At 71.0% G+C, this 23,367-nt stretch carries 16 protein-coding genes; 1 reads left to right on the forward strand and 15 read right to left on the reverse strand.

Going from position 1 to position 23,367, the window contains the following annotated elements; translation table 11 throughout:
- Window positions 1-10: 10 nt before the first annotated feature.
- Entirely contained in the window at window positions 11-1,873 is a 1,863-nt protein-coding gene (gene glmS / locus FM051_RS18650; RefSeq protein ID WP_158844764.1) for a glutamine--fructose-6-phosphate transaminase (isomerizing), read from the reverse strand.
- 134 nt (window positions 1,874-2,007) lie between these two features.
- On the opposite strand from glmS, the gene FM051_RS18655 reads away from it, so the two are divergent.
- Window positions 2,008-2,823 carry a dienelactone hydrolase family protein gene (locus tag FM051_RS18655; protein ID WP_158844767.1) on the forward strand — a complete coding sequence of 272 codons (816 nt, stop codon included), beginning with the start codon at window positions 2,008-2,010 and terminating at the stop codon, window positions 2,821-2,823.
- 84 nt (window positions 2,824-2,907) lie between these two features.
- Here the strand turns inward: FM051_RS18655 and FM051_RS18660 are convergent, their stop codons facing one another.
- The 14 genes from FM051_RS18660 to eccCa form a co-directional block, all read right to left on the reverse strand.
- Window positions 2,908-3,375, reverse strand: coding sequence for a hypothetical protein (locus tag FM051_RS18660; RefSeq protein ID WP_158844770.1), 468 nt, complete (start codon window positions 3,373-3,375; stop codon window positions 2,908-2,910).
- On the reverse strand, window positions 3,372-6,233 hold the full coding sequence (locus tag FM051_RS53190) for a WXG100 family type VII secretion target (RefSeq protein WP_158844774.1): 2,862 nt from the start codon (window positions 6,231-6,233) through the stop codon (window positions 3,372-3,374). Before FM051_RS53190 ends, FM051_RS18660 begins: the two co-directional genes overlap by 4 nt.
- Window positions 6,233-6,535, reverse strand: coding sequence for a hypothetical protein (locus tag FM051_RS18670; protein ID WP_158844777.1), 303 nt, complete (start codon window positions 6,533-6,535; stop codon window positions 6,233-6,235). Before FM051_RS18670 ends, FM051_RS53190 begins: the two co-directional genes overlap by 1 nt.
- Before the next feature lie 164 nt (window positions 6,536-6,699).
- Window positions 6,700-7,080 carry a hypothetical protein gene (locus FM051_RS18675; RefSeq protein ID WP_202918906.1) on the reverse strand — a complete coding sequence of 127 codons (381 nt, stop codon included), beginning with the start codon at window positions 7,078-7,080 and terminating at the stop codon, window positions 6,700-6,702.
- Between the two features lie 63 nt (window positions 7,081-7,143).
- Entirely contained in the window at window positions 7,144-8,478 is a 1,335-nt protein-coding gene (gene glmM / locus FM051_RS18680) for a phosphoglucosamine mutase (RefSeq protein WP_158844780.1), read from the reverse strand.
- Window positions 8,479-8,596: 118 nt separating this feature from the next.
- Window positions 8,597-9,205 (reverse strand): 30S ribosomal protein S9, encoded by a 609-nt coding sequence (rpsI, locus tag FM051_RS18685; protein ID WP_238412482.1) that lies wholly within the window; start codon window positions 9,203-9,205, stop codon window positions 8,597-8,599.
- Complete coding sequence (gene rplM / locus FM051_RS18690) at window positions 9,202-9,645, reverse strand: 50S ribosomal protein L13 (protein ID WP_033436749.1); 444 nt, start codon at window positions 9,643-9,645, stop codon at window positions 9,202-9,204. The genes rpsI and rplM overlap by 4 nt, the downstream gene beginning before the upstream one ends.
- A gap of 283 nt (window positions 9,646-9,928) precedes the next feature.
- Complete coding sequence (locus FM051_RS18695) at window positions 9,929-10,216, reverse strand: WXG100 family type VII secretion target (protein ID WP_158844783.1); 288 nt, start codon at window positions 10,214-10,216, stop codon at window positions 9,929-9,931.
- A gap of 85 nt (window positions 10,217-10,301) precedes the next feature.
- Window positions 10,302-10,619: a WXG100 family type VII secretion target gene (locus FM051_RS18700; protein WP_158844786.1), complete on the reverse strand. Its 318-nt coding sequence runs from the start codon at window positions 10,617-10,619 to the stop codon at window positions 10,302-10,304.
- A 146-nt stretch (window positions 10,620-10,765) separates the two neighbouring features.
- A complete protein-coding gene (locus FM051_RS18705) occupies window positions 10,766-11,188 on the reverse strand; it encodes a hypothetical protein (protein WP_158844788.1) in 423 nt (140 codons plus the stop codon).
- A 16-nt stretch (window positions 11,189-11,204) separates the two neighbouring features.
- Entirely contained in the window at window positions 11,205-13,019 is a 1,815-nt protein-coding gene (locus tag FM051_RS18710; RefSeq protein ID WP_158844791.1) for a type VII secretion-associated protein, read from the reverse strand.
- A gap of 121 nt (window positions 13,020-13,140) precedes the next feature.
- Window positions 13,141-15,855, reverse strand: coding sequence for an AfsR/SARP family transcriptional regulator (locus FM051_RS18715; RefSeq protein WP_158844794.1), 2,715 nt, complete (start codon window positions 15,853-15,855; stop codon window positions 13,141-13,143).
- A 333-nt stretch (window positions 15,856-16,188) separates the two neighbouring features.
- Complete coding sequence (locus tag FM051_RS18720) at window positions 16,189-18,957, reverse strand: AfsR/SARP family transcriptional regulator (RefSeq protein WP_238412483.1); 2,769 nt, start codon at window positions 18,955-18,957, stop codon at window positions 16,189-16,191.
- 179 nt (window positions 18,958-19,136) lie between these two features.
- On the reverse strand, window positions 19,137-23,141 hold the full coding sequence (gene eccCa / locus FM051_RS18725; protein ID WP_158844797.1) for a type VII secretion protein EccCa: 4,005 nt from the start codon (window positions 23,139-23,141) through the stop codon (window positions 19,137-19,139).
- Between the last annotated feature and the right edge of the window lie 226 nt (window positions 23,142-23,367).

Raw genomic sequence — 23,367 nt, forward strand, 5'->3', positions numbered from 1 at the left:
CAAGCCTGCCCTACTCGACCGTGACGGACTTGGCGAGGTTGCGCGGCTTGTCCACGTCGTAACCGCGGCTGCGCGCGATCTCCGCCGCCAGGACCTGCAACGGCACGGTGGAGATCAGCGGCTGGAGCAGCGTCGGCACCGCCGGGATCTCGATCAGGTGATCCGCGAACGGGCGAACCTTCTCGTCACCCTCTTCAGCGATCACGATCGTCCGCGCACCACGCGCCTGGATCTCCGAGATGTTCGACACCAGCTTCGAGTGCAGCACCGCCCGCCCCGTGGGCGACGGCATGATCACGACCACCGGCAGGCCTTCCTCGATCAACGCGATCGGGCCGTGCTTCAACTCGCCCGCCGCGAAGCCCTCGGCGTGCATGTAGGCGAGTTCCTTGAGCTTCAGCGCGCCTTCGAGCGCCACCGGGTAGCCGACGTGCCGACCGAGGAACAGCACGGCCTTCGAATCGGCCAGCTCACGGCCGAGCGCGCGGACCTGCTCGATCGTGCCCAGTACCTTCTCCACGGCGGCCGGCATGGCCTCCAGCTGGTGGAACTCCTGGGCCACCTCGTCCGGGTACTTCGTGCCGCGCGCCTGCGCGAGAGCCAGTCCGACCAGGTAGTTCGCCGCGATCTGGGCGAGGAACGCCTTGGTCGACGCGACCCCGATCTCCGGCCCGGCGTGCGTGTAGAGCACGGCGTCGGACTCGCGCGGGATCTGCGCGCCGTTCGTGTTGCACACCGCCAGCACGCGGGCCTTCTGCGCGCGGGCGTGCCGCACGGCCTCCAGCGTGTCGGCGGTCTCACCGGACTGCGACACGGCGACGACCAGCGTGTCCCGGTCCAGCACCGGGTCGCGGTAGCGGAACTCGCTGGCCAGCTCGACCTCGACGGGCAGCCGCGTCCAGTGCTCGATGGCGTACTTGGCGACCAGGCCCGAGTGGTAGGCCGAACCGCAGGCGACGACGAAGACCTTGTCCACGTCGCGCAGGTCCTGATCGGACAGCCGCTGCTCGTCCAGCACGATCCGGCCGTCGCGGAAGTGGCCGCGCAGCGTGTTCGCCAGCGCCTCCGGCTGCTCCTCGATCTCCTTGAGCATGAAGTACTCGTGGCCGCCCTTCTCGGCGGCCGACAGGTCCCAGTTGACCGTGAACGGCTTGGCGACGGCTTCCTCGCCGTGGAAGTCGGTCACGGTGTAGCCGTCGCGGTCGATCACGACGACCTGGTCCTGGCCCAGCTCGACGGCCTCGCGGGTGTGCTCGATGAACGCCGACACGTCGCTCGCGACGAACGTCTCGCCCTCGCCGACACCCACCACCAGCGGGGACGAACGGCGGGCGGCGACGATCAGGTCCGACTCCTCGGCGTGCGTGACGACGAGGGTGAACGCGCCTTCCAAGCGGCGGACCACCGCGCGGACGCTCGCCGCGAGGTCGCCCTTGGTCTCGCCCTCGTCGTACGCGCGGGCGATGAGGTGCGCGGTGGTCTCGCTGTCGGTGTCGCTGGCCATCTCGACGCCGTCGGCTTCCAGCTCGGCCCGGAGGGCGGCGAAGTTCTCGATGATGCCGTTGTGGACGACGGCCACGCGGCCGGTGACGTCGCGGTGCGGGTGGGAGTTGCGGTCGATCGGCGCGCCGTGGGTTGCCCAGCGGGTGTGGCCCATGCCGGCGGTGCCCGCGAAGGCCTCGCGGCCGACTTCGTCCAGGCGGGCCTCCAGGTTCGTCAGGCGACCGGCCTTGCGTTCGACGGCCAGGCCGCCGTCACCGTCGAGCACGGCGACGCCCGCCGAGTCGTAGCCCCGGTACTCCAGCCGCCGCAGCCCGTCGAGCACGACGTCCAGCGCCGACCGGTGGCCCACATATCCCACGATTCCGCACACACCGCACAGGGTAGCTAGACCAGGGCCGTCACCCGAAAGCGCCACTTCAGGGCGTTTGCGCTGGTCGCACCACTGATTGGTGTAGACCAATCGGGGTGTGCGTGGTGTCGGTGCGATCGACTACGGTTCGCGGGGTGAGCGGCTACTCGGCGAAGCAGGTGCTCGACCAGCTCAGCAGGCCGGGCGAGCACCCCGTGCTGCGCGGCGACCTGGCGTTGGTCGGCCTACCGGGCCTGGTCTACACGCCCGCGGTGGGGCTGGGACTGCCCGCGGTGGCCTTCGGGCACGGCTGGCTGCAGCCGGTCAACCGCTATCGGGCGTTGCTGCGGCACCTGGCGTCGTGGGGGATCGTGGCCGCCGCGCCGGGCACTCAGCGCGGCCCGCTGATGTCGTCGCGGCTGTTGGCCGGGAACCTGCGCACGACCCTCGACGTGTGCACCGGGGTTCGGCTGGGTGACGGTGGGATCAGCGTCGACGCGTCACGGCTGGCGGTGGCCGGCCACTCGATGGGCGGAGGCGCCGCCGTGCTCGCGGCGGCGGACGACTCGCGGGTGAGGGCGGTCGTGACGTTGGCCGCATCCGAGACCCGGCCGTCCGCTCTGGACGCCGCCCGGCGGGTGACGGTGCCGGGATTGCACCTGGCCGCCGGGGAGGACCGCATCGCGCCGCCGGTCGGGCACGCGGAGGCGATCGCGGAGGCCTGGCAGGGGCCGGTGCAGCTGCGGTCGTTGCCGAAGACCAGCCACCTCGGGTTCGCGGAGGGGCGGCACTGGAGTGAGCTGCTGCTCGACGGCAAGGGTGAGCGGGCGGCGCAGAAGTTGGCGCGGGCGCTGATGACGGCGTTCCTGCTGCGGATGCTCAAGGGTGAGAAGCAGTGGGACGCGCTGCTGGACGGTGACGTGAAGGGTGCCGCGCTGACCTTCCAGCGCGGCCCGCTCGTCCGCCGCTGACCTGCGCCTTCCGCCTTGGTGTCGGCGAGCTTCGGCTGAGACGCCTCCGGCCCCTCGAACGCTGTCGAGGGGCCGGAGCGCGGGTCAGGTCAACCAGCTCTGGCTGCCGAAATCGTCGTCATCGTCCACCGGCGCCCGGCGGCGCGGGGCCGGACGGGGCGGAGCCACCGGCGGCGGCGGGGGCGGCGGAGGCACAGGAGCTGCCACGGGCGGCTGGACCGGAGGCGGCGGGGCCGCCGACCAGGTGTTCGCCGGGGACGGGGTCCCGTAGGTCGGCTCCTCGTCCTCGGCCCCGAACTTGAACTCGCCGCTCTTCTTCTCGGTCGCGGCCTGCGTGCCCCAACCGCCGGCGGCCTTCTGCGCCTTCTCGGTCTCCTGGATCCGCTCGACGATCTTCTGAGCGATCTCACCCTGCTTGGAGAAGCTCTCGCCTGCCTTCTCCTTCGCCTCGCGCGAACGACGTTCCCGCAGCTCACGCCGGTCGGCGTGCTCCCGCGAGATCTCGTCCATGCGGCTCATCGCCGCGGCCAACCTGTCCGACGCGACGCTCATCGGGCCTCCTCACCCAGCACACCCTGGACCCGGCTGAGGCTGGCGTCGTCGTCGAACAGCGACCCGGTCGTGCGCCACTGCCCGGGGCTGCGCTCGGTGTCCTCACCGCCGCCGCCCTGCTGACCGCCGCCGGCCATGCCGCCGCCCATCATCCCGCCGCCCATCATGCCGCCACCGACGGCCGAACCGCCCGGCTGTCCGGCGGCGTGGGATTCCTGCATGGACGGGAGGGTGGCGGAACCCGGCTGACCGGCCTGCGACGCGTTCGTGTCCGAGGCCAGGCCCTGGTCGGCGGAGCCGGCCGGAGGGCTGCTCCACGTGTTGTCCGAACCGGACGACGACCCGCCGCCCAGCACCGAGTCCGCGCCGTTGAAGCCCGAACCGCCGCCGAGCACCGACGCGCCGGACGTCGCCGTGGTGCCCTCGGTGTTGTACTGCGCGAAACCGCTGTCGAACGACCCCGAGGGCGGCTGGAACGACGACGCCGAGAACGCCGACCCCGCCGGCGGGGTCGCGGCCGACGGTTCGGTGAAGCCACCGCCGACGGGGCCACCGCCGACGGGCGCGCCACCGCCGGCGAAGCCCGAGCCGGCGGCACCGCCTCCGAAGCCACCCGGGTCGGCCGCGGGCATCGTGGTGACCCCGCCCGGGGCACCGCCCGCGAAGCCACCGGGGTCGGTGGCGGGCATGGTGGTGAACTGCGGTTCGGTGAACCCGCCCGGAGCACCGCCGGCGAAGCCGCCCGGGTCGGCCGCGGGCATGGTGGTGACGGCGGGTTCCGGTTGGCCGATCAGCGGTTGCGCCTCGGCCGGCATGGTGGTGACGTCACCAGGGGCGAAGGGCTCGGGCGCGCCGGAGCTGGGCAGGTCGGCGCTGGGCACCTCAGCCGGCAGCGGCACGGCGTTGTCCATGCCGGGGATGCTCGGCGTCTCACCGGCACCGGAATCGGCGGTGTCCTCGCCGAACTCCACGCCGTACTGCTCTGGCGTGCCGTCGCCGTTGTCCACGCTCAGGTTGATCTCACCGGTCAGCGGGTCGACCTCGGCGGTGATCGCGAGGCCGTCCAGCTCGATCAACGCCTTGCCGTCGGCACCGGCCTCGATCGGGATCGCGCCACCCTCGGCGCCGCCGGCCTCGTTCCCACCACCGACACCGAACGCCGCACCGGCCGCACCGGGGGTGCCGGGCGTCCCGCCTGCGGCACCGGGCACGGCCCCACCCGTGGCCGACGTCGCACCGGCCAACGCGCCCGCCAACGCCGCCCCGCCGTTCTGGCCCATCAGGGCCTTCAACGCGTCGGGGTTGTTGCTGAAGTCGACGTCGTAGGTCTTCGGCTCGCTCTGCGGCGTGTCGACGGTGATCTGCACGTGGCCGTTCTCGTCCGGCTCCGTGATCTTGATCTCGTTGTCGCCGCTCTTGATGGTGACGGTCTCGGGCGGCTCTTCCTCGCCCTTCAGCCCGTCGGGCTTGCCGTCACCGTCGAGGTCGTCGGGCTTGCCGTCGCCGTCGGTGTCGCCGGGGACCTGGGGGGTGTCCGGCTTGCCGTCGCCGTCCTTGTCCAGCGGGTTCTCGGCCTTGGGCATCTCGGGCACGGACGGCATCCCGCCGCCACCACCACCGCTGCCACTCCCACCGCCGCTGCCGCTGCCGCTGCCACTCCCGTTGCCGCTGCCGTTGCCGTTCCCATTGCCGTTGCCGCCGGTCTCGTCGCCCTTCTCGGAAGCGGGCGCCGGGAACGGGTTCTCGAACTCCGCCATGTAGCCGGCGAGCGTCTCCCACTTGGCGTCCACAGAGGACTTCGTCTCGGTGCAGCACGTCTTGAACTGCTCGTACAGCTGCCAGAACTCGCGGTTGAACGAGTCGCGGATCCACTTCTTGCACTGGTTGATCGCGTAGTCGCGGTTCTCGTCGTTGAGGGTGCAGTCGTCGGAGTTGATCCGATCGGCGATGTTGCTGCCCGTCTTCGAGTCGACCCAGCCCGCGATCTCCAGCACGCGGTCCTTGGAGTAGTCGCCCTCGCCGCGCGCGAACGACACGACCTTCTCGGCCATGTACGTGTCGGCCTGGCCGATCTGCTCCCGGTACATGCCGAGGACCTCGTCGGCCTTGCTCTTGCACAGCTCGTACACACCTTTGACCGCGGTGCGGGTCAGCTTCGCCGCGCCGTTCAGCGCGTCACCCAACTCTGTGATCTTGGGAGCGATCTCGCCGGTGTAGTGCTCGTGGGACGCAGTCGCCGCCTCGCCTTCCCACTCCCCGTACAGGCCCTTCAGCTTCCCGTCCACGTCCGACTTCATCTCGTCGATCGTGGTCTTGGCGGTGCTGAGCTCGTCGGCTTCCATCAGCAGCTTGTGGAAGTTGATCCCGCGCTGCTCGTCGTACGGCTTCTGGATCTGCTCGGCGTAGTCGATCGACGTCGTGACGCCCATGCAGTCGCCGGGCCGGTTGTTCCAGATGCCCTCGAACTTCTCGAACACCTTCAGACCGGCCTTGCCGGCGTCGAACAGCTCGTCGGAGTGCTTCACGCCCGAGCCGGACGCGGTCGGCGGCTGCTTCGCGTCGAGGTCCTGCTGGCCCTCCTCGACGGCCTTGGTCTGCTCGCGCGAGTTGTAGCCCTTGGAGTCGCTCTCGGCCTTGGCCTCGTCGTAGCGGGCCTCGAGGTCGGCGGTGCCGCGATCCCAGAGACTGGTGTCCCAGCTGTCGTAGTCGTAGCGGTCCTGGTAGGTCCCCGCCTCGTCCGGGATGTTCCACGGCGCCGTGGAGGCGACGTAGTCGTGCAGCAGCGCCTTCTTGTTCTCCTCGGAGACGTTGGGGTCGTCCAGGAGGGCTTTGACGTCGTTCCAACTGGGCTCGGCCATCAGTACGTGCTCCCCAGGTCGCCGGCGTTCGTGGACTCCACGTCGCCGTAGGTCCCGGCGCCCGACGCGATCTTCCCGGCGAATCCGCCGAGCACGCTCGTCATGTTCGTGATGCCCTTGCCGAAGTTCTCGATTCCGCTCTTGTACTTTTCGAAGTGCTGTTGGTGCGCCTCACCGAAATCGCGTGCGATCGTTTCGGTCTGGCCGACCTTCTTCAGCTCGTCGGCCGTGTCCTTCGCGGCATCCGAAATGCCCTTCGAGGCTTTTTGCATCGCCTCGGTACTGGTGCCGTAACCGGCCACGGCGATCCACTCCCCTCCGTGGCGCAACGGCCACGACCCTCTCAACCGACTCGTCCGTTTCGACGCGACGCTTCGGCGCGCGGTTCCCATCGTGGCAGCCCGCAGAGCCGCCTGAAGGCCTTTCCGGCCTGGTCCTTGCAGGTGTAAACGCCAAGCCGCGGTGGTCAGCCCTGGCGTGGGGGTTGCGGCGGCTGCTGGGGCGGGTAGTGGCCCGGCGGGGGCGCCTGCGGGTACGGGTTCTGCTGAGGCGCCGGTGGTTGCTGCCCGTACGGCGACTGCTGACCAGGCGGCGGCTGCTGCCCGAACGGCGGCTGCTGGCCATACGGCTGCTGGTGGCCGAGCGGCGGCTGACCGGGCGGCGGCTGCTGCCCGTAAGGGGGCTGCTGGCCGGGTGGCTGCCCGGGTGGCCCGTACCCGGCGGGCGGGCCGTACTGCTGCGGGTTGTGCTGGTGGGGCTGCCGCGACTTCTTCGTCGATTTCACGATCACGACGACGAGCGCGACGAGCCCGACCAGCACCAGGAGCAAGAGCAGGTCCAGCACCACGGCGGTGTCCCCCGAACGGTCTGCGGGTCGGTGCGACCCCAAGGATCAGTGCAACCCCAAGGATCAGTGCACCGAGGAAACCACACCGGCCAACCGCTGTGCGGCGGACTCGGCCAGCTCGGGCGTGGCCGCCTCCACCATGACCCGCACCAACTGCTCGGTGCCGGACGGTCGCAGCAGCACGCGGCCGGTGTCGCCCAGCTCCGCCGACACCGCGGCGACCGCCTCGTTGACCGCCGTGTCCTTCGCCACCGCCACCTTGTCCGCGACGACGACGTTGATCAGCACCTGCGGCAGCCTGCGCATCACGCCCGCCAGCTCGGCCAGCGGCTTGCCGGTCTCGGCCATCCGCGCCATCAGCCGCAACGCGGTCAGCAGGCCGTCACCGGTGGTGGCGTGCGCCGGGAGGATCACGTGCCCGGACTGCTCGCCGCCCAGCGCGAACCCGCCCGCGCGCAGCTCCTCCAGCACGTAGCGGTCACCGACCGCGGTGGTCTTGAGGTCGATGCCGTGCTCGCGCATCGCGATGTGCAGGCCGAGGTTGCTCATCACGGTGGCGACCAGCGTGTTGTCGGTCAGCTCGCCGGATTCCTTCATGCCCAGCGCCAGCACGGCCATCACCTGGTCGCCGTCGATGTCGTTGCCGTCGGCGTCGACCGCCACGCAGCGGTCCGCGTCACCGTCGTGCGCGATGCCCAGGTCGGCGCCGTGCTCGACCACCGCGGCACGCAGCAGTCCGACGTGGTTCGAGCCGCAGCCGTCGTTGATGTTCAGCCCGTCGGGCGAGGTGTGGATCTCGACGACCTCGGCGCCCGCCCGGCGGTAGGCGTCCGGCGCGGCGATCGACGCGGCGCCGTTCGCGCAGTCCACCACGACCTTCAGGCCCTCCAGGCGGTGCGGCGTCACCTTCAGCAGGTGCTGCACGTACTGGCCTTCGGCGTCCTCGACCTCGCGCACCCGGCCGATGCCCGCGCCGGTGGGGCGGTGGTCGCGGGTGTCGAGCTTCTGCTCGATCTCGTCCTCGACCGCGTCGGGCAGCTTGTGCCCGCCCGCGGCGAAGAGCTTGATGCCGTTGTCGGGCATCGGGTTGTGCGAGGCGGAGATCATCACGCCCAGGTCCGCGCCGAGCGCGGCGACCAGGTAGGCCACGGCCGGCGTGGGCAGCACGCCCGCGCGCAGCACGTCCGCGCCCGCCGACGTGAGCCCCGCCACCACGGCCGCCTCCAGCATCTCGCCGCTGGCGCGCGGGTCACGCCCGACGACGGCGACCGGGCGGTGGGAGCGGTCGTGCTCGGCCAGCACGCGGGCCGCCGCGGCGGCGATGGACAGCGCCAGTTCCGGGGTCAGGTCCGCGTTGGCGAGACCGCGCACGCCGTCAGTGCCGAACAGCCGAGCCATGATCGCCGAGACCTCCTGTGAACCACACAACATCGGGCGGAAAGCACTGCGGGAGCAGCAGTTCGGTGAAGAACTGACTGCTCCCGCAGGGTGGTGCTCGCTTGACCTGGTGAAAAGGTCAGCGCTTGCTGTACTGAGGCGCCTTGCGGGCCTTCTTGAGACCGTACTTCTTCCGCTCCTTGACCCGGGGGTCACGGGTGAGGAAGCCGGCCTTCTTCAGCACCGGGCGGTCCTCGGAGTCGACGGCGATCAGCGCACGCGCGATCGCGAGGCGCAGCGCACCGGCCTGGCCGGTGGTGCCGCCGCCGCGCAGGTTCGCGATGACGTCGAACGTCTCCGGCTTCTCGGTCGTCACCAGGGGCTCACGGATGAGCTGCTGGTGCACCTTGTTCGGGAAGTAGTCGTCCATCGACTTCCCGTTCAGGGTGAACTTGCCGGTGCCGGGGAGGAGCCGCACGCGGACGATCGCCTGCTTGCGGCGGCCGACGGTCTGCGCGAGGTGGTGCGCACCCGCGTTCAGGGTGTGCCGCACGACGGGCGTGGGCTCGGCCTCGACGGCCTCGGCCTCGGTGGCCTCGGTCGTGTCAGCTTCGGTGGCCTCCGCTTCGGTGGCCTCCGCGTCGGTCGCCTCCGCCTCGACGGCTTCGGTCTCGACGACGTCGGCCTCGACGGTGTCGAGTTCGGCCTCAGGGGTCACGTCGATGTCCTCGGTCTGCTGCTCGGTCACTGGGCGACCTTCTTGATCTCGAACGGCTGCGGCTGCTGCGCAGCGTGCGGGTGGTTCGGGCCCGTGTAGACCTTGAGCTTGCCCGCGATCGCGCGGCCGAGGCGGTTCTTGGGCAGCATGCCCTTGATCGCCTTCTCGACCAGCCGGTCGGCGCGGGTGTCGAGCACCTCGCCGAACGAGCGCTGGCTCAGGCCGCCCGGAAAACCGGAGTGCCGGTACACGAACTCCTGGTCACGCTTCTTGCCGGTCAACGCCACCTTGTCCGCGTTGATGACGATGACGAAGTCACCGGTGTCAACGTGAGGTGCGTAAGTCGGCTTGTGCTTGCCGCGCAGCAGCGTCGCGGCCTGGGTGGCGAGCCGACCGAGCACCACGTCCTGGGCGTCGATCACGTGCCAGGTTCGGGTCACCTCGCCGGGCTTCGGGCTGTACGTGCGCACGGGTCTACCTCGTCGTCACTTGCGTCTGGGGTCATTGCGGCGGCTGCTCAGGCCAGAGACCCCAGGTGGGCAGAGGACCAGAACACGAGGCACGCATAGTGCGCACCGAGTACCGCACAACAACGTAGGAAGATACCGGTTGAGGTCGGTGCGGGTCAAAACGACCCCTCCGAAACCGGCTCGAACCGGCTGGAACTGCCCTGGAACCGGCTGGAACACGTACGCGGGCCCCGAATCCTCGAGGATTCCGGGGCCCGCAGGGGTCACACGTGGGTGACGATGGTCACCAACGACCGGTGTTCTTCCGCTCGGCGGCCTGGTAGGCCTCGGTGGCCGACGCGACGGCGGTACCGATGGTGGCGAGCACCTGCTGGAGGTCGGCGGCCGACTTGTCCCACTGCTCCTGCGCGGCGCGGTAGGCCTCCTGCGTGCCACCTTCCCACTGCGCGAGGACGGGGGCGATGCGGGCCTTGAGGTTCTCCAGCTCGGACTCGACCTTGTTGGCCTGGCCGGAGATGTCGCCGGCGGCGCTGGCGAGCTGGTTGAAGTCAACCTTGATCTGGTCGTTCATTTTCTCCCCTTGGAGGTTGAGTCAAAAGAGGCAGTGCGAAGAGTGGGTGAAGCGCGAGCAATCCGGAAATGAATTCCCGAACCGATCAGGCACCGCCACCGAGGCGGCCGGCGATCTGGGACATCTCCTGCGACTGCGCCTCTTCCTCCTGGACGTAGGTCGTCGCGGTCTCGTCCATCTGCTCGGCGATGGCGAGCAGCGCGTCCTGCAGCTTCTTCGCGTCCTCGTCGAAGCGCTGGATCAGCTTGTTGAACGCGTCCGCGGCGCTACCGACCCACGCGCTCGACAGACCGTCCACGGTGTTCCGGAGCTGCGCGAGGATGTTCTGCACGCCCTCGTTGGTGCTGACGATGTCCTTCGCAGCCTGGAACAGCTCGGGACTTCCGGTCTGGTAACCAGCCATTGGGTGTGACCCCCTAGGTCGATGAGATCAGGTGCACTTCGTTCGTACGCCTCTTACGACGCAGACCCTCCCACGGTCGGTTCCACGCTGTCCCGACTTCCCCGGAAGTAGTTGCGGTTGTAAACGCATCGGGTGACGGAACACACTCAGTAGAGGATTCGCGCTTGCGAAAAGTCCTCGTCATCGCCCCGTTCGGGGGGAAGTTGACCACTCGGACCGGCCGCCGCGCGAGAACCGAGCACCGGCCGCGGCGGAACTGCATTTGCATTCGCGTCCGTTTGCTCTCGCGATTTCTCCGGTGTGAGCAGTTCGGCGCCCGAAGGCAACTCCTCGACGGGCAGCCCGCGGTGGTGCCGGAACCCGGTGGCGACCCGCTGGACGTCAGGTGACGTGGCCGCGTGCCGGTCGGGCTGGACCTGCCGCGCCTTGGCCTGCTCGGCCAACTGCCGGTTCCGGTCGCGCTGGGCCGCGCTCTTCGCGCCCGCGGCGGTCGCCGCGCGCCTGCCTCTGGTCACCGCGGCGTCGAGGTCCGAGCGGAACCGGGCGAAGGCCTCCGGGATGCCGGTCATCACAAATCCCCACAAGTCAGCTGGTCACGGTCAGCGTGCGGACGACCTGCTCGCACGCGGGACGGACCCGGTCGATCCCGTCCGGCGGGTACTGGCACCCGACGCTGACCTGGACCTCGTCCTGGAACAGCACGTACCAGTCGATGATGACCGAATCCGTCTCTTCCCGGTAGTAAACGACATCCTTGTCCGCGAAGCGGGCGGAAGCGTCGAAACCGGACACCTTCTGGCGCTGGTCGTACTGGCCGCGCAATTCGGTCTCGGCCCGGGTCCGGTCCTCGGTGGCGTTGTAGTTCAGTTTCTGCTCCTCCACCGCGATGACGTCCAGGTTCGACACCGGCGATTCGGGTTTCAGCAGCACCTTGCGGGTCTCGACCTGCCCTCCGGTCTGATGCCAACCGGTCGGCGCGAGGAAGCTGTAGTCGTACTGCGCGATGGGCCTGCCCTCGGCCGTGCCCGACGCGGTGGTGGCGGGCGTGGTGCCGGACGTGGTCTGCCCGCCCGTCCCGGCGTTGCCGTTGATCAGCGCGAACGCCACCGAGGCGCCGACGACCGCGACCACGGCGACGACGATGGTCACGATCAGCGGCACCCGGCTCTTGCGCGACGGCGTGGGCGGAGGCTGCGGGAAGTACGAGGGCTGAGGGAACCCGGCGGGCGGTGACGGCGGCGTGATCCGCCGGGTGATCTTCCTGGTCCGGTCGTCGGTGATCTTCTGGGTGACGTCGCCCTGGCCCTGCGCCTGCGGCAGCGCGCCGGTGCGCAACGGGTCCACGCTCACCGCGCGCAACGCGCCGCGGGCCACCACGGTCTCCGGCTGGTCGATGCTCGTCGGCACCACACCGGACTGCTCCAGCACCAGCCGCGCCACCAGCGGGATGCGGCTCGACCCGCCGACCAGGAACACGCCGGCGAGCCCGCGCGGGTCCAGCCCGGCGTCCCGCACGGCCGTCACGACCAGCGCGGCGGCACGCGTGAGCGGCGTGCTGATCAGGCGTTCCAGGTCGGTCCTGGTGACGTGCGCGTCGGGGAACGGCGGCGGCATCGGCACGTCGGTGTAGGCGTGCCGGGACAGCGTCTCCTTCGCGCCGCGCACGTCCTGGCGCAGCACCCGGCGCTTGCGCCGGTCGGCCATCTCACGGCCCTCGACGAGCTGCCGCCACGCGTCCGGGTCGCCCGGTGAGACCAGCGAGCCGACGTGCTCCAGCAGCGCCTGGTCGACGTCCGCGCCGCCGAAGCCGGGATCGCCCTTGGTGGCCAGCACGCGGAACGTGCCGCCCTGGCGGGCCACCACGCTGGCGTCGACCGTGCCGCCGCCGAGGTCGAGCACGGCCAGCGCCGCACCGTCCGGGATGGCGTGGGTCGCCGAGTGGAACACCGCCGCCGCGACCGGTTCGGGCACCAGCCGGACCTCCTGGCCGAGCCCGCGGGCGGCCTGCAGCAGCACGCGGGTGCGGATCGCGCCCCAGTCGGCCGGGTGGGTGAGCACCAGCAGGTCGACCCGCGCGCCGCCGGCCACGTGCCGCGCCTCGTCGACGGCCCTGGTCAGCACGGCCCGCACGACGTCCACCACCGGCAGCACGCTGGTGCCGAGCAGCAACTCGCCCTCGTCGATGCGGCGCTTGGGGTGCGGCTCGTAGCGGGCCGGGTCCACGGCGGCCTGGCGTTCCGCCTCCTGGCCGACGAACAGCGTGCCGTCCGCCGCGGCGAACACCGCCGAGGGCACGATCGGCTGGCCGTCGACCACGACGACCTGGGGTTCGCGGCCGTGCAGGGACATGGCGACGCAGGTGCTGGACGTGCCGAAGTCCACCGCCACGCGCAAGCTCATCCGTCATCCCCTCGTCGGCCGGGGCGGGCCTGCATATGCATACCTCACGAGGCCGCCGGCGCGTCGGCTGGTCGTGCGATCGCCCGGTGCGGCGAGTCCGACTCGAGCACGTTGAACCGGACTACAACTCCGCCAACCGTGCGCGAATGCGGCTCGCGGCCGCGGACGTCTCCGGGATCAACGTCAGCGCCGTCGTCCAACTCTCCCGAGCCCCCGCCACATCGCCCATCGCCGACAACGTCCGGGCCAGGTTGTCCAGCACCGCGCCCTCGGTCGTGTGGTCACGCGCCTCCACGGCCTGGGCGCGGGCACGTCGGTACGCCTCCAGGGCGTCGTCCACCCGGCCGGCCGCCGCGAGCGCGTTGCCGTAGTTGTCCAGGAGACGGCCGTTGACGACCGGGTCCCTGATGTCCTCCACCAGGCGCAACGCCTCCAGGCTGACCGCGACCGCCTCGTCGGCACGCCCCATGCCGACCAACGCACCGGACAGCGTGTTCAGCGTGATCGCCTCGCCGTACTGCTCACCGATCTCGACCAGGATGCGCCGCGACTCCTCCAGCATCTCGATCGCCCGCTCGGACTCCTGCCGGCGGAGGAGGCAGATGGCCAGTGCGTTCAAGGCCATCCCCTCACCTCGCCGGTCACCCGCCCTCCGGCGGGCATCTAGGGCGTGCCCGTAGGCGGCGATCGCATCGTCGTACCGCTCGGCATCGCTGTACGTCATGGCCAACGCCTGAGGCGCCAGCGACGCTGCCGTCAGGTCCTCGACGGAGCGCGCGGCGGCGACGGCGATCTCCAGGGCGGGGATGGATTCCGTGAACCGCTTGGCGAGGTCGAAGAAAGCCCACTGCGCGACCGGCAACCGCCACGCGTACTCGGTGAACCCGGATTCCGCCGCCCACCTCGTGGCGGCGGCCAGGTTCGCCTGTTCGACCTCGCACCACTCGAGCGCCTGCCGGCGATCGGTGAACCCGAGGGCCCGCTCGCGCGAGGTCCCGGTGCTGACGTCGGGACGAAGGCGCCGGAGCAACGCCGTCCCGTTCAGCGCGGTGTCGGTGTAGAAGTCCAGCAACCGACGCATCGCGTCGCGCCGGGTCACCTCGTCGTCCTCGGCCGACGCCTTGGCCGCGGCGTACTCCCGCAGCAGGTCGTGCAGCGCGAACCGGCCCGCCGCCTGTTCCAGGACCAGGTTGGCCGCGGACAACGAGCGGAGCAGCCGCCGGGCGTCGCGCACCTCGCCGCCGAGCAGCGCCGCCGCCGCCGCGATGGAGATGTCGTCACCCGGCACCAGGCCCAGCAACCGGAAAGCGGCACGTGCCTCGGCGTCCAAACCCACGTACGACAGGTCGAACGCGGCGCGCATGGCCAGCTTCTCGTCGCCTTCGATGGCCAACGCGTCGAGGCGGTCCTCGCGCCGCAGTTCGTCCACGTACCCGGCGAGGTCGAGGGCCGGCCTGCCGGCCAGGTGCGCGCCCGCGATCCGCAACGCGAGCGGCCAGTGCGCGCAGGTCTCGGCCAGTTCCGCCGCCGCGGCGGGTTCCGCGTCGAGCACGTCGACGCCGAGCACCCCGCGCAGCAGCGCCAACGACTCGTGCCGCCGCAACGGCTCGATCACGAACGGTCGGGCGCCGTGCGCGGCGATGAGCCCCGGCAGGACTTCGCGGCTGGTCACCACCACCGCGCAGCCGGACTGCCCCGGCAACAGCGGCCGCACGTCCTCGGCTCCGCGCACGTTGTCCAGCAGCACCAGCACCCGGCGATCGGCCAACAGCGACCGGTACAGCGACGCCTGCTCGTCAGGGTCGCCCGGAACGTCCTCGGGTGCGATTCCGAGTGCCCTGAGGAAGCGCGGCAGGACGACCGAGGCGGTGACGGCCGACGACGGCGAGTGGCCGCGGAGGTCCGCGAAGAGCTGCCCGTCGGGGAAGTCGTCCCGCAGCACGCGCGCGACGTGCACCGCCAACGCCGTCTTGCCTATGCCCGGCGCGCCGGAGATCAACGCGACCGGGAGGCGGGCACTGTCCGCCGTGGACAGCAGGGCGGTCAACTCCGCCACCACGTCGGCGCGCCCGACGAACTCGGCCGCGGGCGGCAGTTGCCGCGGCACCACCACGGCGTTCGCCCGCTCCGGCGCCACGTGGCCCGCCAGCACCTTGGCGTGCAGCTCGCGCAGGGCACGACCGGGGTCGATGCCGAGCTCGTCGGCCAACCGGACCCGCACCGCCTCGAACGCCGCCAGTGCCTCGGCCTGCCGATCGGCTTCGTGCAGCGCCCGCACCAGCTGACCCCAGAACCGCTCGCGCAACGGGTACCGGCTGGTCAGCAACCGCAGTTCCGCGACCAGCTCACGCGCTCGACCCGCATCGAGGTCGGCGTCGATGCGCTGCTCGGTCACCGCGAGGTGTTCCTCCAGCAACGGCGCGACCTCGTCGCGGTGCAGCGAGTCCGACAGCACGTCCGACAGCGGCTCGCCGCGCCACAACTCCAGCGCCTCGGCGTACCGCCGCTGCTCCACCAACGCCCGGTAGCGGTGCAGGTCCAGGCTTCCCGGTGGCACGTCGGCGATGTACCCGCCGGCCACCGTGCGCACGATGTTCACCGGCCCCAGCGCCTGCCGCAACCGCCGCACCACCATGTGCAGCGTGGCCTTGGCCCGCGAGACGGTGGGCGGCGTGCCGTCCCACAGCCAGTCGACCAGGTTGTCTACCGGGACGACCTGGTTGGCGCGCAGCAGCAGTGCGGCGAGCAGGACGCGGGCACGCCCCGCCGGGATCGGCACCGCGCGGTTGTCGAACCGCACTTCGAGCGGCCCGAGAACACCGAGCTCGACCGACACAAGTCTCCCCACTCCCGCCGCCGAATGGAGCATAGGCGAGCCCACCGACATCGTGACAGCGCCGCGTGAGCCGACTGTGAGCGCCGCCGTGCACAGTGGACACGTTCACCGCCGCAACCCCTTGGGGGAGCGCGGGACCTGTTGCCCGATCAAGGGGGGAACACCGGTCCCGGCAGCCGGTGGGTCGTCGGGGGGCGACGCGCCGGAACCGCAGGCGGTGACGCCCGGACCCGCGGGTGTCCTCGACTCCTCCCCGTCGAGGCCCCGCGGTGCCGGGGACGGAAATCGCCGGCCGACGCCCCGGTGGGTCGGGCTCAGCGAGTCGGCACGGCGTCAAGGCAGGCCGGCCACTTTCGCCCGCACGGCCTCGGCGGTGCCGTGTCCCAGGTCGTCCAGGATGGCCAGCGCCTCGTGCCAGACCTCGCGGGCCGCGTCGTGGTCGCCGGCCAGCACGTGCGTGTCGCCGAGCCGTTGGAGCGTCGCGGCCTCCTCGTACCGGTCACCGCTCTCCCGGTACAGCGGCAACGCGGCCCGGTAACAGCGGACGGCCTCGTCCAGATCGCGCAGCAGGTGGTGGATGTAGCCGAGGCTGTCCAACGTCGCCGCTTCCGCCAGCACGTCGTTGGCCTCGCGGACCAGCACCAGCGCCCGGCCGCAGTCCGCCAACGCCCGGTGCAGGTCCTCGCCGAGCATCGCGCGGGCCCAGCCGACCGCGTTCAGCGCGCGGGCCGTGCCGGCACGGTCGCCCAGCGCCTCGAACACCGCCAACGCCTGCTCCGCGTGGTGCAGGGTGTCGTGGAGCCGCCCCCACGCCTCGTACAGCCCGCCGAGGTGGTGGTGGATGTGCGCCTGGCTCTGCCGGTCGCCCAGCTCCCGGACCAGGTTCAACGCCGCGGTCAGGTGGACCTCGGCCTCGGTGAAGCGGCGCGGCGCGATGAGGATCCGGCCGAGGCCGCGGTGCGTCAAGGCCAGCGCGTCCCGGTCGCCCAGCCGCTGTGCGGCGGCCAACGCGATCTCCAGGCACCTCGTCTGCTCCGGCCAGAACGACCGCAGCCGGGCGAACGCCGTGGTCGTCCAGGCCAACTGCCAGGCGTGCTCGTCGAACCCGTGCCCGGCGGCGTGCCCGACCGCGGCGAACAGCGACCCGCACTCGATGAAGAACCAGGCCAGCGCGTCGGCGTGGTCGGTCAGTTCCGTCACCACCGCGCCCGGCGCCGGTTCCGCGAACGCGATCTCCTCGCGTTGCGAGTACAGCAGCCGGTTGGCGGTGTTCGCGGTGTGCAGGTAGTGGTCGAGCACCCGCCTCAGGGCGTCACGCAGAGCGCCCCGGTCCTCCTCCGCCGCGGCCAGGTCACGCGCGCACGCGTGCGCCAGGTCGTGCAGCGTGAACCGGCCGGGCACCGGCTCCGCGATCAGGTGCATCCGGCTCAGCTCGCCCATGGTCTTCCGCGCGACGCGCGGCGGCACACCCGCCAGGCTCGCCGCCGCCGGGATCGACACCTCCGGACCGGCGTGCATCCCCAACAGCAGGAACATCCGGGCGGCGGCCGGGCTCAACCGGTCGTACGACCAGGAGAACACCGTCCTGACGCTGGTCGTCGCCTCACCCGTGTCGAGCGCCTCCAGCCGGGTCCGCTCGTCGGCCAGCTCGCCCGCCAACGCCCGCAGCGTGAAGTCCGGGTGCGCCGCCGCCCGCGCCGCGACCACGGACAACGCCAACGGCAGCCCCGCGCAGTGCCCGATCAGGTCGCGCACCGCGTCCGGCTCCGCCGCCACCCGGTCCGCGCCGAGCTGCCGCACCAGCAGTGCGGTCGCCTCGTCGTCAGACAGCAGACCCAGGGGCAACGGCCGCGCGCCCTCGCGCACCACCAGCCCGTCCAGCTGGTTGCGGCTGGTCACCAGCGCCAGGCAGCCCGAACCGCTCGGCAGCAGCGGGCGGACCTGCTCGCTGTCGGCGGCGTTGTCCAGCACCACCAGCACCCGGCGCTCGGCCAGCAGGCTCCGGTACAGGCCGACCTGCTCGTCCAACCCGGACGGGATCCGCTCCTGCGGCACGCCCAACGCGCCGAGGAACCCGCGCAACGCCCCGTCCGGGCTCATCGGCACACCCGTCGGGTCGAACCCGCGCAGGTTCACGTACAGCTGGCCGTCCGGGAACCGGTGCCCGCTCTGGCTCGCCCAGTGCAGCGCCAACGTCGTCTTGCCTACGCCCGCCGTGCCGTTGATCGCCGAGATCACCACCGTGCCGGTCGCCGCACCCCCCGCCGCCGCGTCGAGCAGTCCCCACAGCACCTTCAGCTCGTGCTCGCGCCCGACGAAGAACCGGGTGTGCATCGGCAGCTGCCGCGGCGCGGGCGTCGCCGGCGGGCTCGGCGTGGCGGACGCGCGCACGGTGACGTCCGGCGCGCCGGTGAGGATCCGCTGGTGCAGCTCCTGCAACCGCGGCCCGGGGTCCACGCCCAACTGGTCGGCCAGCAGATCGCTCACCGAGCGGTAGGCGGCCAGCGCCTCGGCCTGCCGGTCCGACCGGGACAGCGCCTCCATCAGCTGACCCCAGAACCGCTCCCGCAACGGGTGCTCGCGGGTCAACGACCGCAGCTCGGTGACCACCTCCGCGGCCCGACCCTCGGCCAGGTCCGCGTCGAGCCGCCGTTCCAGCGCGTCGAGGCGTTCCTCCAGCAGCGGGGCCACGTCCTCGCCGTGCAGCGTGTCCGACGACACGTCCGTCAGCGGCGCGCCCCGCCACAGGTCGAGGGCCTCGGTGAACCGGTCCCGCTCGACCAGGTCGCGGAACCGGTGCAGGTCCAGCGCTCCCGGCGGCACGTCCGCCGCGTACCCGCCGGTGGCGGTGCGCACCACGTTCGCCTCACCCAACGACTGCCGCAGCCGCGTCACCACCATGTGCAGGGTCGCCTTGGTGCGGGCCGGGTTCACCGACCGGCCGTCCCACAGGCGGTCGACCAGGACGTCCATCGGCACCACGCTGCCCGCGCGGAGCAGCAGGCTGGCCAGCAGCACCCGTGCCTTGCCCATCGGCACCGCGACCTGCCTGCCCCCGTGCCAGACCTCGAGAGGCCCGAGCACCTTGAACTCGGTCTCCACGTGCCTCCCCTCGAACCAGTGCCGCGGCGAACCTCGTGAGGCCGCCGTGACGTGTCTGTGGGCCGCACTGGATCGTTCCCTACGAGCCCCGCCCGGGAGAACTGCATAAAGCACCAGGACACGCGAAGGGCCCCGCCGAAGCGGGGCCCCTCGTCGTCTGCCCAGCGAGTCGAGCCCGGTCAGTCCGGGTCGATCCACGCCACCTGGATGCGCTGCTGGCCCAGCTTGCGGGTGACCAGCGTGCCCCGGCCGGGAGGCTGCGGCGACGGCTTGAGGTTGCCCACGATCGCGCCCTCCTCCTTCGAACCGGAACCCACCATGACCGGCGCCGAGATCTCCTTCAGCTTGCCGAGGATCGGGTCGTACATCGCCCGCGACGCACCACCCATGCGGCGCACCGCGACGATGTGCAGACCGACGTCCTTCGCCTGCGGGATGAACTCCGCCAACGGCTGCAACGGGTTCTGCCCGCCCTGCGGTGCGACCAGGTCGTAGTCGTCCACCACCACGAACAGCTCCGGTCCCTTCCACCAGGAGCGGTTCTTCAACTGCTCCTGCGTGACGTCCGGACCGGGCAGGCGGCCCATCATCGAGCCCCGGACGTCCTTGATCATGTCCGTCAGCTGTGCCGACGACACCGCGTAGGACAGCAGGTGGTCGGTCTCGATGTAGCCGAGCATCGTGCGCCGGTAGTCGACCAGCATGATCAGCGCCTCGTTCGAGGTGTAGCCGGTCATGATGCCGCGCACGATGGCGCGCAGCAGGGCGGTCTTGCCCGACTCGCCGTCGGCCAGCGCCATGAAGTGCGGGTCGGCGTCGAAGTCCAGGTACACCGGCGCCAACTCGTCCTCGTTGACACCGATCGGCACCAGGTGACCCCGGTTCGGCCGCATCTGCTGCACCTGGGCCATGAAGTCGTTGTACGGCAGCACGTCCGGCAGCAGGCGGACCTGCGGCGCGCGCCTGCCGCGCCAGGCGCCGTTGACCTTGGCGATCATGTCCTGCACGCCCGCCGCCACGTTCTCCGCGTCCGACGACGCGTCGATGCGCGGCAGCGCGGTCAGGAAGTGCAGCTTCTGCGGCGACAGACCGCGACCGGGACGACCCGCGGGGATGTTGACCGCGACCTTCCGGTCCACTTCGGACTCGCTCGGGTCACCGAGACGCAGCTCGAACCGCGTGCCGAGCAGGTCCTTCATCGCGGGCCGGATCTCCGCCCACCGGTTCGCCGCCACGACCACGTGCACGCCGTAGGACAGACCCTGCGCCGCCAGCGCCTGGACCATCGGCTCCAGCGCCTCGAACTCCTGCCGGAAGTTCATCCAGCCGTCCACGACCAGGAACGCGTCACCGAAGTTGTCGTCCCGGATCTCACCGCGCCGCTTCCGGTTGCGGAACTCGACCATCGAGTCGATGCCCTGCGCCCGGAACCGCTGCTCGCGCTCGGAGATCAGGCCCGACAGCTCGGCCACCATCCGGCGCGCCTTGTCCACGTCCAACCGGCTGGCGAAACCACCCACGTGCGGCAGGTTCTCCAGCGCGGCCAGCGTGCCGCCACCGAGGTCGAGGCAGTAGAACTGCACTTCCTCGGGCGTGTGCGTCAACGCCATCGACGTGATCAGACCACGCAGCATCATCGACTTGCCGGACTGCGGACCACCGACGATCGCGCCGTGACCGGCGGCACCGGAGAAGTCCGCCCACAGCAGGTCGCGCCGCTGCTCGAACGGCTTGTCCACCACGCCCAGCGGCACCTGCAGCTTGCCGTTGGAGAAGAACCCGGGCGCGGTCAGACCGCGGTCCTCGGTCGCCTGCAACGGCGGCAGCAGGGTGTCCAGCGACGGCGGCTCGTTCAGCGGCGGCAGCCACACCTCGTGCGCCGGCGGACCCTGCCCGACCAGGCGCTCGACGATGACTTCCAGCTCGGACGGCTCGTTGCTGTCGTCTTCCTTCTTCTCCTGCTTGACCGGTTCGAGCGGCTTGACCGGTTCCTTGGGGATCTCGATGTAGTCCGGCACGAAGTACCGCGGCCGCTTGTCGCTGGTCACCGGCGCGGACGGGCCCGCGACCTGCAACCCGGCGGGCCGGTACGGGCCGGACACGTACAGCGCCTTGAACCGGGTCAGCGGCGAGCCCTGCACGCCCAGGTAACCCGAACCGGGGATGGGCGGCAGCTCGTAGGCGTCCGGCACACCGATCGCGGCACGCGACTCGGCGGCGGAGAACGTCTTCAGACCGATCCGGTAGGACAGGAACGTGTCCAGACCGCGCAGCTTGCCCTCCTCCAGGCGCTGCGAGGCCAGCAGCATGTGCATCTGGAGCGACCGGCCGACACGACCGATCTGGAGGAAGATGTCGATGAAGTCCGGCTTCGCCGTCAGCATCTCGGAGAACTCGTCGATGCAGATGAACAACGCCGGCAGCGGGTCGAGGTCGGCGCCGTTCTCGCGCGCCTTCTCGTAGTCCCACACGTTCTTGTAGTTGCCCTTGGCCAGCACTTCCTGGCGCCGGGACACCTCACCCGCGATGGCGTCCTTCATGCGGTCGACCAGGGTGAGGTCGCCCGCCAGGTTGGTGATCGTCGCGGCGACGTGCGGCGCCTTGTCCAGGCCCAGGAACGTCGCACCACCCTTGAAGTCGACCAGGATCATGTTGAGCGAGGTCGACGAGTGGGTCGCCAACATGCCCAGCACGAGCGTGCGCAGGAACTCGGACTTACCGGAACCGGTCGCGCCGATGCACAGGCCGTGCGGGCCCATGCCCTCCATGGCCGCTTCCTTGATGTCCAGCTCGACCTGCTGACCGAACTCACCGATGCCGAACGGCACCCGGTAGCGGTCGCGCACCGGCCGGGGCCGCCACGCGCCCTGCACGTCGAAGGTCATCGGGTCGCCGGGGATGCCGAGGAACTCCAGCAGCGGCGGGTTGTTGCTCATCGACAGCGGGTCCTCGTCGGTACCGCCCGCGTCCACGCCGCCGACCCGGTACGGCGACAGCCGCCGGGCCAGCGCCTCGGCCTCGACCACGCTCAGCCAGTCCGGCGCGCCGAACCACTCGACACCGCTCGCGCTGCGCGCGCCGAGCTTGCCGTCCTCGATCACCAGCCGCAGACCGCGGCGGGCGGTCAGGTTGCCCAGCGACTCGGACAGGTCCAGCAGGGTGACGCCGACCAGACCCTCTTCCAGGATGATCTGCTCTTCCCGCGTGACATCGCCGTCGTCGATCAGGATCACGACGTGCGGCTGGTCGGCGGGCGGCGGCGCGTTGCGGGTGAACCGCTGCCGGTCGCGCAGCTGCTCGTCCAGCATCTGCTCGACCTCGGCCAGCGAACCGGCCATCATCCGCATCTGGCCGATGCCGTCCACGATCTGCGGGTGCTGCACGTGCGGCAGCCACTTCATCCACTCCCACTCGGCCTTGGTGCGGCCGGTGGTGACGACCGCGATCAGCAGGTCGTCCGGGGAGTGGAAGGTCGCCATCTGGGCCAGCAGGGCACGGGCCAGGCCGCGCTTCTCGTTGATCTCGCCGAGCAGGCCCACGGCGGCGAAACCGCGCAGGGCGATGGAGATCGGCAGGTCGGGCACCAGCGAGTGGGCGCGCACGAACCGGCGCAGCGCCAGCGTCGCGATCGGCTCCAGCTCCTCGACCGGACCGGTCTGCGGCGGCACGAGCCGGGTCGCCAGCCGCTGCGAGCCGCGGCCCGCGCGCAGGTGGCAGAAGTCGGGGTCGTTCTGCCGGCGCTCCCACATGCGCCGGGTGGTGGCCAGGGACCACAGCATCTGCGGGTCGGGGTGGACCCACTCGCGCTCGGCGCGCTGTTCGTTCGCGGCCTCGCGGGCGCGGTCGCGCATCTGGCCCAGGTACCGCAGGTAGTCCTTGCGGTCCTCGTTCATCTCGGCCTTCTTCTGGCCCCTGCCGCTGCCCATGCCGCCGGCCATCATGCCGATGGTCGACACCAGCATCATGCCCGGCATGATCATCGCCGCCGGGCTTCGATTGCTGTACTGGAACATCAGCAGCATCATCCCGACGGACGACACGATCATGACGACGGGCATCGCCTTCATCATGATGTTGCCGGGGATGACGCGTGGCACCTCGGGTGGCGGTTCGAGGTGGACCTCACCGCCGGGCGGGCGGGGAGCAGCGAGGCGTGCCGTGCGCTTGAACTGCAGCGTGCTCACCTAACAGGCACCTCTTCAAATCGATCGAACACCCCTTGTGGCGCGTGTGGGCACGCCACAACCAGTTGCAACGACACTATGGCGCATCGGAACCCCGCACGACGGGGGGTCGGGGAAATCCGCGACCAACGTGTTGCGCGGAACAGCCCTGCCGCGGCGTCCGGTGCGTCCATACTGGGGCCGGCCGAAGCACGTCCGACCGGACCAATAGGGTCGGGGCGGAACC

This window comes from Saccharothrix deserti (genome assembly GCF_009769385.1).
GTDB classification, from domain to species: Bacteria; Actinomycetota; Actinomycetes; order Mycobacteriales; family Pseudonocardiaceae; genus Actinosynnema; species Actinosynnema deserti.

Bases quoted from the DNA above. Each gene is read 5' to 3' on its own strand.
- FM051_RS18705 (WP_158844788.1), bottom strand. From the start codon at position 11,188: ATGACCGGCATCCCGGAGGCCTTCGCCCGGTTCCGCTCGGACCTCGAC.
- FM051_RS18695 (WP_158844783.1), bottom strand. From the start codon at position 10,216: ATGAACGACCAGATCAAGGTTGACTTCAACCAGCTCGCCAGCGCCGCC.
- glmM (WP_158844780.1), bottom strand. From the start codon at position 8,478: ATGGCTCGGCTGTTCGGCACTGACGGCGTGCGCGGTCTCGCCAACGCG.
- FM051_RS53190 (WP_158844774.1), bottom strand. From the start codon at position 6,233: ATGGCCGAGCCCAGTTGGAACGACGTCAAAGCCCTCCTGGACGACCCC.
- FM051_RS18700 (WP_158844786.1), bottom strand. From the start codon at position 10,619: ATGGCTGGTTACCAGACCGGAAGTCCCGAGCTGTTCCAGGCTGCGAAG.
- FM051_RS18660 (WP_158844770.1), bottom strand. From the start codon at position 3,375: ATGAGCGTCGCGTCGGACAGGTTGGCCGCGGCGATGAGCCGCATGGAC.
- FM051_RS18710 (WP_158844791.1), bottom strand. From the start codon at position 13,019: ATGAGCTTGCGCGTGGCGGTGGACTTCGGCACGTCCAGCACCTGCGTC.